The organism is Geobacillus thermocatenulatus (assembly GCF_002217655.1).
Lineage (GTDB): Bacteria > Bacillota > Bacilli > Bacillales > Anoxybacillaceae > Geobacillus > Geobacillus thermocatenulatus.
This window is the reverse complement of the sequence record NZ_NEWK01000001.1, coordinates 314,598-328,371: the sequence shown is the minus strand read 5'-3', so window position 1 is coordinate 328,371 and position 13,774 is coordinate 314,598. Positions and strand designations below refer to the sequence as shown.

13 protein-coding genes and 1 pseudogene are annotated in these 13,774 nt (G+C 53.8%); 10 read left to right on the top strand and 4 right to left on the bottom strand.

Going from position 1 to position 13,774, the window contains the following annotated elements; translation table 11 throughout:
* The first annotated feature begins 324 nt into the window (after positions 1 to 324).
* The 3 genes from B9L19_RS01665 to B9L19_RS01650 all read left to right on the top strand — a co-directional run bounded on the left by B9L19_RS01665 (position 325) and on the right by B9L19_RS01650 (position 3,205).
* A complete protein-coding gene (locus tag B9L19_RS01665; RefSeq protein ID WP_025949164.1) occupies positions 325 to 912 on the top strand; it encodes a hypothetical protein in 588 nt (195 codons plus the stop codon).
* 205 nt (positions 913 to 1,117) lie between these two features.
* Positions 1,118 to 2,638 carry an aldehyde dehydrogenase gene (gene adh, locus B9L19_RS01655; protein WP_089113818.1) on the top strand — a complete coding sequence of 507 codons (1,521 nt, stop codon included), beginning with the start codon at positions 1,118 to 1,120 and terminating at the stop codon, positions 2,636 to 2,638.
* Positions 2,639 to 2,845: 207 nt separating this feature from the next.
* Positions 2,846 to 3,205, top strand: a complete 360-nt coding sequence (locus B9L19_RS01650) for a DUF779 domain-containing protein (RefSeq protein ID WP_015375908.1) — start codon at positions 2,846 to 2,848, stop codon at positions 3,203 to 3,205.
* A gap of 207 nt (positions 3,206 to 3,412) precedes the next feature.
* Here B9L19_RS01650 and B9L19_RS01645 read toward each other — a convergent pair whose 3' ends face one another.
* The 4 genes from B9L19_RS01645 to B9L19_RS01635 form a co-directional block, all read right to left on the bottom strand.
* Positions 3,413 to 5,029: an MDR family MFS transporter gene (locus tag B9L19_RS01645; protein WP_025949167.1), complete on the bottom strand. Its 1,617-nt coding sequence runs from the start codon at positions 5,027 to 5,029 to the stop codon at positions 3,413 to 3,415.
* On the bottom strand, positions 5,014 to 5,937 hold the full coding sequence (locus B9L19_RS01640) for a TetR/AcrR family transcriptional regulator (protein ID WP_025949168.1): 924 nt from the start codon (positions 5,935 to 5,937) through the stop codon (positions 5,014 to 5,016). The genes B9L19_RS01645 and B9L19_RS01640 overlap by 16 nt, the downstream gene beginning before the upstream one ends.
* A complete protein-coding gene (locus B9L19_RS18900; RefSeq protein WP_025949169.1) occupies positions 5,930 to 6,070 on the bottom strand; it encodes a hypothetical protein in 141 nt (46 codons plus the stop codon). Before B9L19_RS18900 ends, B9L19_RS01640 begins: the two co-directional genes overlap by 8 nt.
* Before the next feature lie 203 nt (positions 6,071 to 6,273).
* Complete coding sequence (locus B9L19_RS01635) at positions 6,274 to 7,143, bottom strand: ROK family protein (RefSeq protein ID WP_025949170.1); 870 nt, start codon at positions 7,141 to 7,143, stop codon at positions 6,274 to 6,276.
* 262 nt (positions 7,144 to 7,405) lie between these two features.
* On the opposite strand from B9L19_RS01635, the gene ssuE reads away from it, so the two are divergent.
* The 7 genes and pseudogenes from ssuE to B9L19_RS01600 all read left to right on the top strand — a co-directional run bounded on the left by ssuE (position 7,406) and on the right by B9L19_RS01600 (position 13,772).
* Complete coding sequence (gene ssuE, locus B9L19_RS01630) at positions 7,406 to 7,954, top strand: NADPH-dependent FMN reductase (RefSeq protein ID WP_025949171.1); 549 nt, start codon at positions 7,406 to 7,408, stop codon at positions 7,952 to 7,954.
* Between the two features lie 102 nt (positions 7,955 to 8,056).
* A complete protein-coding gene (locus B9L19_RS01625; RefSeq protein WP_025949172.1) occupies positions 8,057 to 8,965 on the top strand; it encodes a LysR family transcriptional regulator in 909 nt (302 codons plus the stop codon).
* Between the two features lie 100 nt (positions 8,966 to 9,065).
* Positions 9,066 to 9,425: a NifB/NifX family molybdenum-iron cluster-binding protein gene (locus tag B9L19_RS01620; protein ID WP_025949173.1), complete on the top strand. Its 360-nt coding sequence runs from the start codon at positions 9,066 to 9,068 to the stop codon at positions 9,423 to 9,425.
* 92 nt (positions 9,426 to 9,517) lie between these two features.
* Positions 9,518 to 10,639 carry an LLM class flavin-dependent oxidoreductase gene (locus tag B9L19_RS01615; protein ID WP_025949174.1) on the top strand — a complete coding sequence of 374 codons (1,122 nt, stop codon included), beginning with the start codon at positions 9,518 to 9,520 and terminating at the stop codon, positions 10,637 to 10,639.
* Positions 10,640 to 10,749: 110 nt separating this feature from the next.
* Positions 10,750 to 11,184, top strand: a pseudogene (locus B9L19_RS01610) (ABC transporter substrate-binding protein); the annotation flags it as partial.
* 14 nt (positions 11,185 to 11,198) lie between these two features.
* Complete coding sequence (locus tag B9L19_RS01605; protein ID WP_025949176.1) at positions 11,199 to 12,512, top strand: LLM class flavin-dependent oxidoreductase; 1,314 nt, start codon at positions 11,199 to 11,201, stop codon at positions 12,510 to 12,512.
* Positions 12,513 to 12,524: 12 nt separating this feature from the next.
* Positions 12,525 to 13,772: an acyl-CoA dehydrogenase family protein gene (locus tag B9L19_RS01600; protein ID WP_025949177.1), complete on the top strand. Its 1,248-nt coding sequence runs from the start codon at positions 12,525 to 12,527 to the stop codon at positions 13,770 to 13,772.
* Positions 13,773 to 13,774 lie beyond the last annotated feature (2 nt).

Here is a 13,774-nt window from a genome sequence, read left to right as displayed (position 1 = left end):
ACAACAGACGGACCTACGCTCGATGTTTTACGGTTACAACATTTCCTGTAACTAACTCCATACATCGAGTAGCAGTTATTGGAGTGCCTTTATTGAACGGTTTTCTCCACGTCTTTATTCGATCATACACAAAAGAAAGGGGGAACGCGCATTCCTCTCCCACTTACTCCTTTTGGTCGTTGAAGTGGGAGTCTCCTGCGCGAAATAGGATGAAACGATGGGCTCCCGGTCTTCGCCCCAACCGCTGTTTTTCTAAGTCCATTCGGAAACATAACGGATCTCCTTTATCCAGACAGCCGTCATGATACAATGGGAAAGAGAATGATGTTGCTGGGAAAGGACTGTCTGATCATGACGAAAGAAGAATTGGCACGCTCGCTTTCCGTCTTGCTTCATGAACTGACGAAATCGTGGCGGAAAGAAAAAATTCATTCCGATGTGCTCGAAATCATTATGAAGCTGCGCATTCAAGCCGATGACGACGAGCAATACGTTGCCGATCTGCTCAACAACATCGCGTTTGCGAGTGAATCGGCCCATGCGCTCAAGCAAATTTGGGGCTATATGCTGCGCGAGCAAACCTTTCTATCGCCACAGACGATCGAGGCGATGCTCGCGGACGCCCAGCGCAAGATCCAGCGCCGGCTGTCCGAGATGACAGCCCGCTATGAGCGGCCGTTTTTATCCATCGACGATCCGCTCGAGCGGAAACGCCAACTTGAGCGCTCCTACAGCGCGCTTCTTTTGTTCAACCGGATCGCCACCGACTTTTTGCTTGAGTTCGTCCGCGAAGAAAACGAAACGGCCGCGAGCGTCTTTTTCGCCGCCGATCCGAACGAGGCGATCGAAGTGTTCCATCATCTTTGCAGCGTCTACGCAAGCCGCTGGCTGGAAGGCTTGGAAGTCGATTGATGGCCGAACCGTCGATTCAAGTCCTTGAAGCCAACCAAGGGCGCCCCAAACGCAGCGGGGCGCCTTTTCATCTATACGGCTGCATGGATATTTTCGATTTGACAGTATTGTCCAGTCATGATATTGTATTCATTGGAAAGAATTTTTATAATATTCTTTCCTTTGTAAGCGAATACAAAAAACTCAAATGGAGGAGGAATCGGGGATGATTTACGCACAACCAGGCCAGCCAGGCGCGCTTGTCACATTGAAAAAGCGCTACGAAAACTTCATTGGCGGCAAATGGGTGCCGCCGGTCGACGGCGAGTATTTTGAAAACATCACGCCCATCACCGGACAGCCGTATTGCGAAGTGCCGCGCTCCAAAGCGGCGGACATCGAACTGGCGCTTGACGCCGCCCACGCGGCCAAAGACGCCTGGGGACGCACGTCTCCAGCGGAGCGCGCCCGTTTGCTGAACAAAATCGCCGATCGGATGGAAGAACATTTGGAAATGCTGGCCGTCGCCGAAACGTGGGAAAACGGCAAGCCGATCCGCGAGACGCTCGCGGCTGACATTCCGCTTGCCATCGACCATTTCCGCTATTTTGCCAGCTGCATCCGCGCGCAAGAAGGCACGATTTCAGAAATCGATCACGACACGGTCGCCTATCATTTCAAAGAACCGCTCGGCGTCGTCGGGCAAATCATCCCGTGGAACTTCCCGATTCTCATGGCGGCGTGGAAACTTGCGCCAGCGCTCGCAGCCGGCAACTGCGTCGTCTTGAAACCGGCAGAGCAAACACCGACATCGATCCTCGTCCTCATCGAACTCATCGAAGATTTGCTTCCACCTGGTGTCGTCAACGTTGTGAACGGCTTTGGCTTAGAAGCCGGCAAGCCGCTCGCCTCGAACCCGCGCGTGGCGAAAGTGGCGTTCACCGGTGAAACGACGACCAGACGGCTCATCATGCAGTACGCCTCGCAAAACATCGTGCCGGTCACGCTTGAGCTTGGCGGCAAGTCCCCGAACATTTTCTTCGCTGATGTGATGGACAACAATGACGAGTTTCTCGATAAGGCGCTTGAAGGGTTTACGATGTTCGCTCTGAACCAAGGCGAAGTGTGCACATGCCCGTCGCGCGCCCTCATCCATGAGTCGATTTACGACGCTTTTATGGAACGGGCGCTTGAACGCGTCAAACAAATTAAACAAGGCAACCCGCTTGACACCGAAACGATGATCGGCGCCCAAGCCTCCTCTGAACAGCTCGAGAAAATTTTGTCATACATCGACATCGGCAAACAGGAAGGCGCCGAACTTTTGATCGGCGGGGAACGGAACATGCTGGAAGGGGAGCTCGCAGGCGGCTATTACGTCAAGCCGACGATTTTCAAAGGACATAACAAGATGCGCATCTTCCAAGAAGAAATTTTCGGTCCCGTTTTAGCCGTCACCACCTTTAAAGACCATGATGAAGCGCTTGCCATCGCCAATGAGACGCTGTACGGCCTTGGCGCCGGCGTCTGGACGCGCGACATCAACACCGCGTACCGCTTCGGCCGCGGCATCCAAGCCGGCCGCGTCTGGACGAACTGCTACCACGTCTATCCGGCCCATGCGGCGTTCGGCGGCTACAAGATGTCCGGCATCGGCCGTGAAACGCACAAAATGATGCTTGACCATTACCAACAAACGAAAAACTTGCTCGTGAGCTATTCACCGAAAAAACTGGGCTTGTTCTAATACTCACCCACCCGCTCTTTCATCGCCTCCTCGTTTTGAGGTGAAGAGCCCATCATGTTGATAAGGTGTCCCGGTCCGTTCGGGACACCCTCTTTTGCCTTGACGACGCCGCTGTTGTCCACTCATTCTCCGCCAAGCGGCGGGCCGCCGATCGACCGTCCATACCGAAAAAGAACGAAATGCATGAATGCAAAGGAGGGACACCCAATGGCTGAAGAACCGAAAGTCATCGCCACGGAAGCAGCGTTAGCGTTAATCGAAAAGCTGAAAGCCAAGTACGGCCCGCTCATGTTCCATCAATCCGGCGGCTGCTGCGACGGCAGCTCGCCGATGTGCTATCCGCTCGGCGAGCTGATCGTCGGCGATTCCGACGTGTTGCTTGGCGAAATCGGCGGCTGCCCGTTTTACATCGCTAAGGCGCAATACGAATATTGGAAGCATACGCAGCTCATCATCGACGTCGTTCCGGGTCGCGGCGGCATGTTTTCCCTCGAAGGCCCGGAAGGCGTTCGCTTTCTCACCCGCTCGCGCGTCTTCGGCCAAAGCGCGGATGCGGGCGCGCCGTAGCCGCCCGTTGCCGATCGTCACCGTGAAGCCGCCAGGCGCCGGGCATCGCGTTTAGGTGAAACCACCTGGCGAAATGGGCGGCACAAAGCAAGCCGCCGCCTACCTCTGGATGTCTCATCGCTCCGCGGGCGTTTTGTTCATGGCCGCCCACAAAAAAGGCGGCCCGCCGCCTGGTCGAACGAGGCGCGGTCCGCCGTTTCCTTTTCTTCACTCGGTCTCGGTTCCTTGCTTCAACGGCTTCATCGCCTCCGCCCGATCGGACAAGACGATCCGCTTCAAGCCGAACACGAAAAGCAAGCCGACCGCGATAAACGCGAGCCCGAACCAAAAGACGGCTTGCAGGGAATCGACAAGCGACTGCTTCAGCACCGGCACGAACATGTCTCGAAGCGGCGCTGGAATTTTCGCCATCGCTTCCGGACTGAGCAAGACGGAATACAAGCCTTGCGGGTCGGTGTGAATCATATCGGCGAAGCGGTCGACAAGCCCCTTCGCCTGCGCCGGCAGCGCTTCAAGCTTTGGCATGAGCCGCTCGTCAAGCAAGACGCTCGACCGATGGTTCATGATGGCGCCAAGCACCGTCATCCCGAACGTCCCCCCAATGGAGCGGAAAAATTGGCTCGAAGAGGTCACGACGCCAAGCTCCGATTTTGGGAAGCTTTCTTGCAAGGCGAGCGTCAAAATCGGCATCACAAGCCCGGTGCCAAGACCGAGAATAATCATATACATCGTCGCCGTCCATTTGGACGTATCGACATCCATCGTGCCAAGGAGCCCAAATGCGGACGCCATAATGATCATGCCGGCGACGAGTTGCGTTTTCACCCCGATTCGATATACCAAACGGCCGCCAACGACGCTGCCGATGATCATCGTGATCATCATCGGCGTCATGATCGTCCCGGACTGGGTGGCGCTCACGCCGATGATGCCTTGCATGAAAAACGGCACAAACATAATCGCGCCAAACATGCCGACGCTCATGAAAAAGCCGATGCCATTGAGCAGCGTAAACGTCCGATTGCCAAACAGCCAAAGCGGAAGGATCGGCTCTTCAGCTCGCTTTTCCGCCCAAACGAACAAAGCGAAAAAGACAGCGGACGCCACAAACAGCGAGACGATTTGCCACGACCCCCACGGATATCGGTCGCCGCCAAACGTCAGGCCCAACAGCAAGCTGACGACGCCCACGGTCAACGTCGCCATCCCGGCGATGTCAAATTTCACCGGCCCCTCGGCTTTATATTTGCTTAACCCCATGGCAATCAGCACCGTGGCGAGAATGCCAACCGGCAAGTTGATGTAAAACACCCAGCGCCAGTTCAAGTGATCGACGATAAAGCCGCCGATTTGCGGGCCGAGCACCGAAGCAAGGCCGTACAAGCCGCCGAACACCCCTTGCCATTTCGCCCGCTCCTTGCCGGTAAAGACGTCGCCGATGACAACCATGGCCATCGGCATCATAATCCCGCCGCCTAACCCTTGAATGCCGCGGTAAAGGATGAGCTCGGTCATATCGTTCGCCATGCCGCAAAGCGCCGAACCAGCCATAAAAATGACCAACCCACTCACATAGACAATCCGCCGGCCCAATAAGTCAGCGAGCTTGCCGGCAATCGGCACGACCGTCGTTGACGTGAGCATGTACGCCGTCGTCAGCCACGTCATGACGCCGAGTCCGCCAAGTTCCCCGACGATGCGCGGCATGGCCGTTCCGACAATCGTTCCGTCCAACGCCGCAAAGAGCATGGCAATAATGAGCCCGGTGATCAACAGCGAGCGGTGACGAATAGTGCTCGTCGGCACTGCTATCGCTTTTTCCATACTTCTCTCTCCCATCCGTTTTGTCGTTGGTATTCATCCATTTCTTTGACCAATGCATCCAAAGCCGACGCCAGTTGAGGCGCTTGTTGATGCCGCAAATACAACAGCAGCGCTTCGACGATATAGGCACGCGGCGGCTCATTGCGCCCAAGCAGCTCTTCCTCCAGCGCCGCTACGGCTTCCAGCACATCGCTTGCCTGCTTCGGATTGAGTCCGTTGACGGCCTCCCGGACGGCGTCGAACGCGGAAGCCAGCCGCTCCCGCTGGCGCTCGCGCTCGCGCTCCTCCAGTTTCATCCATGGCGCAAACGACTCCTCGGTCAAAAGCGGGCGCTCATCAACCGTGAAGCTGGCGACAATCGCATCAATGCGGCGCACAAGAAAACGGGCCGCCTCGTCTGCATCAAACTCCTCCTCGCGAAAAAAGAAATAAAACAAATATTGCCGGATGATGCCGTTCGTCATCATGGCCACATCATACACATACGGACCAACCGCCTCGCCATAGACCTCCGTTAGGCGCGTGCAATACCATAAAAAAAGGCGCCCATGCTGGCGGAACATGTACCGCTCCACTTCCGGATTGACTTTCGGCAATTGCTCCGACATGATCATGCGCAAAAAGTCTTTGTACTGGCGAATGTGAGAAAAATGAGCAGCCAGCTGGCGGACAAACCGCTCTTTTTCCGTCCCTTTCCCGCCGTCCGCCATGAAGTCCGCGACCATTTTTTCGCTGTAGTAGCGGAGCACCGAAAGCAACAACTCCTCCTTTGAGGCGAAATGGTGATAAAACGCTCCTTTGGAAATCCCCCACGCCTCGACCAAGTCTTGAATGGAAGTGGCGTGATACCCTTTTTCAGCAAATAATTTCAATGCCACCTCAATAAATTGAGTGCGCCGCTCATCCATGGCAGCCACTCGTTCCTTTCCCATTCGCCCTCATCCATTGCCGGTACGACGGCAACACCGCGCGCGGCTTCACCAAATCAGCGCGCACACCTTGTTGTTGCAGCCATTCCACCAACCGTCGAACACGGATCATTGTCCTCGCCTCCATATCAATCATGACCAAATGGTCAAACTAATTATAAACCAATGTTATAAAGATTCGCAACTCAAAAACGATATTTTTTGACCAACAGGTCGGTTTTTCGCTAAGTTTTTTTGAACAAATGGTCAAAATCCCTGCCTTCAAACAAAAAACGGCCCCACCGCCTGAACAAAGACGGTAAACGGCCGTTTTTGCTATTCATTTGCCACCGCCGCGAGCGCCAACGCACCCGCCACGCCGGCATTGTCCCCAAGCGCTGGGGGGACGATGTACTCATCGATCTTCTCGAGAATCGCTTCATGCCGAATGTAGCCGCCCAGCCATTTCTGCACATGGCGGCGCACAAGCGGCAACACGTGTGTCTGCTTCATGACGCCTCCGCCCGTGATCACCTTTTTCGGTGATAAAACAAGGATGTAGTTGGTGATCGCCTGGGCAAGATAAAAGGCTTCCAACTCCCATACTTCATGGCGGTCCGCCAACTCCGCCCCCTTTTTCCCCCAGCGCCGCTCAATCGCCGGGCCGGACGCCATCCCTTCCAAGCAGTCGCCATGGTACGGGCAGACGCCGGCAAACGTGTCATCCGGATGGCGGCGGACCAAAATATGCCCCATCTCCGGATGGAGCAACCCATGCAGCAAGCGGCCCTCGACGATTGCCCCAACGCCGATGCCGGTGCCGACCGTCATGTACAGGCAGCTGTCAAGCCCCCGCGCCGCCCCCCAGCGCTGTTCGCCAAGCGCCGCCGCATTGACATCCGTGTCAAAGCCGATCGGCACCGGAAAATGCCGCTTCATCGCGCCGACAAAATCGAAATTTGCCCACGCCTGTTTCGGCGTGCTCGTAATGTACCCATACGTTGGACTGTCCGGGCGCAAATCGATCGGACCGAACGACCCGATGCCGATCGCCTCGATGCGGTGCGGACGGAAAAAATCGATGACGTGCGCCATCGTCTCCTCCGGCGTCGTCGTCGGAAACACCGCCCGTTCATGGATGTTGCCGTGTTCATCGCCGACGGCGCAGACAAATTTCGTGCCTCCCGCTTCAATGGCTCCGAGCATCCTATGCGTCCCCTTCCTCTGTGATTATTCCTTATTTAGTTTACCTTGAAGCATGGCGATTTGGAATCCCTTTCACACCAAAGCGGCCGCACGCCAAACGGAAGGGGAAAAACGGGTGCCGCATTCCAGCGCACAGATGTCCATCACCGTTTTGCACACAAGATGGAGAAATTGGCAAAAAGACGATTGACACATCATCTGTCGCGTGATACGATAACAAAAACCAAGTATTCCTATATGAATTATAGAGGAGAGTGTTTCCATGCTGAATATCGTTATTCTCAACGGAAACCCATCGTCCACGTCCCGCCTCAATGGACTCATTGAGTATGCCGAACGAGCTTTGCGGCAGAAGGGATTTGCCATCGAACAAATTCACGTAGCCGATTTGCCGGCTGATGATTTGGTGCGGGCTCGCTTTGACAGCCCCGCCATTGCAGCCGCCAACCAAAAAGTAGAGAAGGCCCAAGGCGTCATCATTGCCAGTCCCGTTTACAAAGCCGCCTACACAGGAATATTGAAAGCGTACTTGGATTTGCTGCCGCAAAAGGGATTGCAGCACAAAGTCATCCTTCCGTTGTTCATCGGAGGCTCCCTTGCCCATTTGCTCGCGATAGACTACGGATTGAAACCTGTTCTGTCCGCCTTGGGAGCGCGCTACTTGTTGGGCGGCGTCTACGCTGTCGATCAATGGGTCACCCGTCTTCCGGAAGGGGGCTACTCGCTGCCTGAAGAATTGAAGCGCCGGCTTGATGAAAGCTTATCAGAATTGGGCTCCGCCCTTCATCTGTCTGTTTCCGGCTCGTTGTAAGAACGATTTCACCCACTCACCCTGATCGTGCAAGCAGATTGCCCCCTGTCGGACAATCTGCCTTTTTTATAGGGAAAAAGAGAACGTCAAGGAGGAAACAAGATGGATTTACGAACCATCCGAACATTCCAAGCGGTCGTGAGACACCGTAGCTTCCAACGAGCAGCTGAAGAATTGAACTATGCCCAATCAACCGTTACCACCCATATTAAAAACTTGGAGTCGGAGCTTGGCGTCACCCTCATCGAACGGGGCAAATCGTTTCAGTTGACCGAAGCAGGCCGATTGCTCAGCGAAAAAGGAGCGTTTTTGCTAAAAAGCTTCGAGCACTTGCAAAAAACCTTGAAAGAATGCATCGAGGGCGAAGGAGGCGTCATCCGCATCGGAGCAATGGAGCCGACAGCCAGCTATCGTTTGCCTGCCTGGCTGAGCGCTTTCCGGAACAAGCACCCTGCCATTTCGTTCAATATCCAAATTCACAGCAGCCAAACGCTTGTCGACATGGTCGAGCGAGGAGACATTGACATCGCCATTTGCGCAACTCCGGAATCGTTAACAGGGGCAAGCTTTGAACCATTGTTTTCCGAGGATGTCGTGCTTCTTGTTCCTTCTTCCCACCCGTTGGCCAAACGTTCATCGATCAATCTTCACGACTTAGCCTATGAGCGCCTCCTTGTGACAAGCGCTGCTTGCCCATTTCGGCGCCATTTGGAAAAAAAGTTGATCGAACGCGGTATTCAACCGTTATATGAAACCGAAGTGAGCAATATGTTGGCGCTAAAATACTACGTCCATGCGTCGTTTGGCGTCGCGGTTGTACCGAAAATCTCCGTCACCCCTCCCCCTAAAGGGACGGTGGCGCTGTCAATTGCCGATTTTCCCCATGGGCTGACCGTCGGCATCTTACGACGATTTGCGAGTGAAGCGTGCCATCCCGCAACGGAGGCATGGATTCGTTTTTTACTAGACCATTATACAGGAGAACGTTGTACAGATCTTCATATTTTTTGAACCATCGCTTCTATTTTTTCAATTTTACAAACGGAAGTTGCTCCTTTATATTTTTATTAAACCTATGAAATTACTAGGAAATGGTGAGGAGGGAACATGGATGATCATTGCTCTTGTGATCGATGAACAGGAGAGCGTGGTGCCCACCCTGGAAGGAGCAACCATTCGCCTTTATGACACGGATTCGCAAACGTATGAAGACTATCCGAACATCGCCAAACAACTGCAAGAGGGACGCCGAAGCGCGGTGCTCCGTTTCGCTGCCGAAAAGGGAGCCGAAGCCTTTGCTTCTCCGCCCCATACGTTTTGTGAGCGTTCCTATGCCCAAGCGGTCGAACAACGAATCCAATTTTATTTGTTGGAAGGCCCGACGTCATTCCGAGAATTTGCACAACGACGGCAAAGCGGATTGCTTTCCCCAACCGATCAGCTTCCAAAAGAAACAATTGTGGCGAGTTAAGGCCGACGGGCGCTCCTCCCATCTGCATGATGTAGAAAAGCGCACCTTGCCCCCGATGCACGTCCATTCCAATCATATAAGGAGGAAACACGATGGTCGAATTTATTACAATGGCCCCCACATCTGGGGACAGCACATGGGTCGGACTCGGCAACAATTCGACAGCGTTGAACAGCTGGACCGGAACAGATGAGAACCCGGAACGCCCGCCGACAGTCGAGTATATTGAAAAAATTGCAAGAGCAGCGGAAACGTATGGCTTTTCCACGCTGCTGCTGCCGACCGGCGCAGGCTGCCTCGATTCATTGGCTATCGCTGCGTATTTGGCGGCGAGAACAACGAAATTGCGCCTTCTGTTCGCCGTACGTCCTGGCGCCACCTCCCCTGCGATTTTCGCCAAACAATTGGCGACCATTGATTTTTGGACGAATGGCCGGGCTCTCCCCAATATTGTCACAGGGGGCTCGCCAGTCGAACTGGCCGCTGAAGGAGACTTTCTTGACCATGATGCGCGATATGAGCGGACGAGAGAATACATTCATTTGTTGAAACAGCTGTTTACGCTCCCTTCCGTCACGCACGTGGGGCGGTTTTACCGTCTTGAAAACGCCTCGCTGTTTCCTAAGCCGGCACAGCGCCCGCCGATCTATTTTGGAGGCGCCTCAGACATCGCCAAGGAAGTGGCGGCGCAAGTGGCAGATGTGTACATGATGTGGGGAGAGACATTCGAACGAATGAAAGAGCGAATCGAAGAAATGAAACAAAAAGCAGCTGATTACGGCCGAACGCTCCGATACAGCATCTCCTTTCAAGTCGTGCTGGGGGAAACCGAACAAGAAGCATGGGAACGAGCGGATGCGTTGGTCAGCCATCTATCCGAATCGGCGAAGCAAAAAAAAGATGAACTGATTGAAAAAGGCGATTCGGTTGGCGCAAGGCGGCTGCACGAATTGATGAAAACAAGCGCAAAACGGCGCTTCCAAATCGGCCCAAACTTATGGGCCGGGCTCACACAAGTGTTGTCGGGCAATTCCATCGCCCTTGTCGGCACCGCTGATCAAATTGCCGACCGGCTTATTGAATTCATCGATCTTGGCTTTGATTATGTATTGCTGCGTGGGTTTCCGCATTTGGAAACGATTGAGCAAGTGGGAGCCTCTGTGATTCCGCTTGTTCGGGAGAAGCTTCAGCAGGCGAAGTTGTTTCATCATTGACAGGGGGGGCGGAAGTTGAGAGGCAACCGTCGACTGGCAACATTGTTGCTTTTCTTATTCTTATGGGTTTTGTCGGGCTGCAGCCATGAAAAACAGCAAACACACAATACAGCTTGGCTTTAGAAAAAGGAGAAGTCGACGCATGGGTTGTCTGGGATCCTTTTTTATCCGTAGCTGAAAGCAAAGGACATACATTATTAAAAGATGGAACGGGCATCGTTCCCTATCGCACCTTTTATTTCAGCTCACCTGCTATGACGGACAGCCATCCGGATATCGTTCGTCAATTCGTCCAAGCATTGCAGAAGTCAGGAGAACAAATCCGCCGCGATCCGACAGAAGCTGCACAGCTGCTTCATGAAGCCACGAATTTGCCTGTCGACACATGGATTCACGTGTTGAAAAAACGACAATCTACTGTCTACTGGATCGACCCTCAAGCGGTTCGCGACTTGCAGCAAGAAGCAGACGACTTGCGCGCGATCGGTTTCATTGAAAAACACGTGTCCATAGAAAACGTTGTCTGGAAACCAACAAACAAGTAAAGGGGCTGAGCCACATGAAACGACGACAAATCAAGCTTGGACTGTTCCTCATGGGCGTCGGTCATCATATCGCCGCATGGCGGCACCCCGATGTGCGGCCGGAATGGTGCGAAGATTTCGCGTTTTTTCGCCGTCTTGCGGAAATCGCGGAACAAGGGAAGCTGGACATGCTGTTTGTCAGCGACGGGCTCGCCATTGAGCCGTTGTCTCACCCTGCCGAGATCGTCCGGCTCGAGCCGTTCACATTGCTCGCTGCTTTAGCAGCCGTGACCAGCCGGATCGGGTTGGCCGGCACAGCTTCGACCACATACAACGAGCCATTTCACATCGCGCGGAAATTTTCCTCGCTCGACCATATTAGCCGCGGGCGAGCCGCCTGGAATATCGTCACGTCTTATTATGAGGAAGAAGCATACAATTTCAGCCAAACCGCTCATTTGGAACATCACCTGCGCTACGAGCGGGCGCGCGAATTCGTCGATGTCGTCAATGGGTTGTGGGACAGTTGGGATGACGAAGCGCTGATTCGTGATCCGTCAACGGGAATCTACGTGCAAACGGAAAAATGGCGGCCCTTACATTACCGTGGAACCTATTTTTCCGTGCGCGGACCGCTGAATTCGTCGCGATCGCCGCAAGGAAAGCCCGTCTTGATTCAAGCCGGTTCTTCAAAAGACGGCGTCCGTTTCGCCGCCCGTGTTGCGGAAGTCGTGTTCACTGCTCAATCGACGTTGGCTGACGCCCAACGTTTTTACCAAACGGTGAAACAGGAAGCCGCACGGAGCGGACGCGATCCTGACCATCTGTTGATCATGCCGGGCGTAGCGCCTTACATCGGACGAACGGAACGGGAAGCGCAAGAGCAATATGAACAATTGCAAACGTTAATCAAGCCGGAGGTCGGGTTGGCATTCTTATCCGACTACTTAGGGGGCATCGACTTTTCAGGCTATTCACTCGATGATCCGCTTCCCGACGACATTCCTGAAACAAACGGGAATCAAAGCCGGCGCCAGCTTATCATCGATCTAGCGCGCCGCGAACGCTTGACCATCCGCCAATTGTACGAGCGAATCGCCGGAGCGCGAGGGCACTTTACCATCATGGGAACGCCTGAACAAGTAGCGGATCAACTTGAACAGTGGTTTCGCCAAGGGGCAGCGGACGGGTTTAATCTTATGTTTCCGTACTATCCGCATGGACTGCTGCTGTTTGTCGAGCATGTGATTCCGATTTTGCAAAAGCGCGGGTTATTTCGCCGCGACTATGAAGGAACCACATTGCGAGACCATCTAGAACTGCCCATGCCCAATCCGATCCGTGTATAAGGAGTGATTTGATTGGTGTTTCCTGATCTGATTCCCAACTTAGCGAATGATTTGTCCCGATTGTTTGTCAAAACAGAACGCCACGAACAACTGTTGCAGCAAGCCTCTATGCTTGCGGAACAATTCCGTCCGAACATGCGGCACATCGATGAGGAAGGAGCGTTCCCATTTGAACATTTCCAGCTTTTGAAAGAGACCCATTATTTAGCCCTAACCGTTCCAGAAGAATATGGAGGACAATCATTGTCTTTATACGAACTGATCCTCGTGCAAGAGCGCCTAAGCCAAGGCGATGCTTCCACCGGATTGTGCGCAGGCTGGCATTTAGGTCTTGTGTACGATATTCGGGAACGCCGCACATGGAATGCGCGCACGTTTGCGTGGCTTTGCGAGGAAATTGTGAAACGAAAAGCCGTCATCAATCGACTTGCCACTGAAGAAGCAACAGGAAGCCCGACTCGAGGAGGAAAACCGATTACAACCGCCGTGAAACGCGATGGCAAATGGATTCTGACGGGGAGAAAATCATTTGCCTCCATGGCGGAAGCGTTGGACTACTCATTGGTCACAGCCGTCATTGCCGATACGGGGAAAGTCGGGTTTTTCCTCGTCGATCATCGAAGCAGCGGGATTCGCATTGAAAAAACGTGGGACATGATCGCCATGCGGGGGACACGAAGCGATGACGTCATTTTCGACCATGTCGAACTGCCTGCCGATGCGTTAGTCGAACTCGATCAATTAGAGTTCGTCAAAGGCGGGGGGAGCCGTGCTTGGCTTTTGCACATTCCCGCCTGCTACTTAGGGGCTGCCATCGCAGCCCGAAATTACGCCATTTCGTTTGCTTCGCACTATCAGCCGAACAGCGTATCCGAACCGATCATTCATCTGCCGCATGTTCGACAGAAAATAGCGGAAATGGACATGGAACTGTGGAAAGCCCGTCACGTGCTTTATTTTACCGCCGAAAGATGGGACGCCATTCCAGAAAAACGTTCAGCCATGGACCGAGAATTAGCATTAGCCAAATACATTGCGTTAAACAGCGCCAACCGTGTCGTCGATTTAGCCATGCGCATCGCCGGAGCGAAAAGTTTGCAACGCTCCAATCCGCTGCAACAATACTATCGTGATGTGCGGGCGGGGTTGCACAATCCACCGATGGAAGATGCGGTCGTAGAATTGTTTGCATCGCATGCCATTCCGAATGGCGCTGCAATCGTTCACAACACCGGCAACCATCCATCACCCGTTCGTTGAAA

Coding starts and splice junctions, on each gene's coding strand:
- B9L19_RS01665 (WP_025949164.1), top strand. CDS start 325: ATGTTGCTGGGAAAGGACTGTCTGATCATGACGAAAGAAGAATTGGCA.
- adh (WP_089113818.1), top strand. CDS start 1,118: ATGATTTACGCACAACCAGGCCAGCCAGGCGCGCTTGTCACATTGAAA.
- B9L19_RS01650 (WP_015375908.1), top strand. CDS start 2,846: ATGGCTGAAGAACCGAAAGTCATCGCCACGGAAGCAGCGTTAGCGTTA.
- B9L19_RS01645 (WP_025949167.1), bottom strand. CDS start 5,029: ATGGAAAAAGCGATAGCAGTGCCGACGAGCACTATTCGTCACCGCTCG.
- B9L19_RS01640 (WP_025949168.1), bottom strand. CDS start 5,937: ATGGATGAGCGGCGCACTCAATTTATTGAGGTGGCATTGAAATTATTT.
- B9L19_RS18900 (WP_025949169.1), bottom strand. CDS start 6,070: ATGATCCGTGTTCGACGGTTGGTGGAATGGCTGCAACAACAAGGTGTG.
- B9L19_RS01635 (WP_025949170.1), bottom strand. CDS start 7,143: ATGCTCGGAGCCATTGAAGCGGGAGGCACGAAATTTGTCTGCGCCGTC.
- ssuE (WP_025949171.1), top strand. CDS start 7,406: ATGCTGAATATCGTTATTCTCAACGGAAACCCATCGTCCACGTCCCGC.
- B9L19_RS01625 (WP_025949172.1), top strand. CDS start 8,057: ATGGATTTACGAACCATCCGAACATTCCAAGCGGTCGTGAGACACCGT.
- B9L19_RS01620 (WP_025949173.1), top strand. CDS start 9,066: ATGATCATTGCTCTTGTGATCGATGAACAGGAGAGCGTGGTGCCCACC.
- B9L19_RS01615 (WP_025949174.1), top strand. CDS start 9,518: ATGGTCGAATTTATTACAATGGCCCCCACATCTGGGGACAGCACATGG.
- B9L19_RS01605 (WP_025949176.1), top strand. CDS start 11,199: ATGAAACGACGACAAATCAAGCTTGGACTGTTCCTCATGGGCGTCGGT.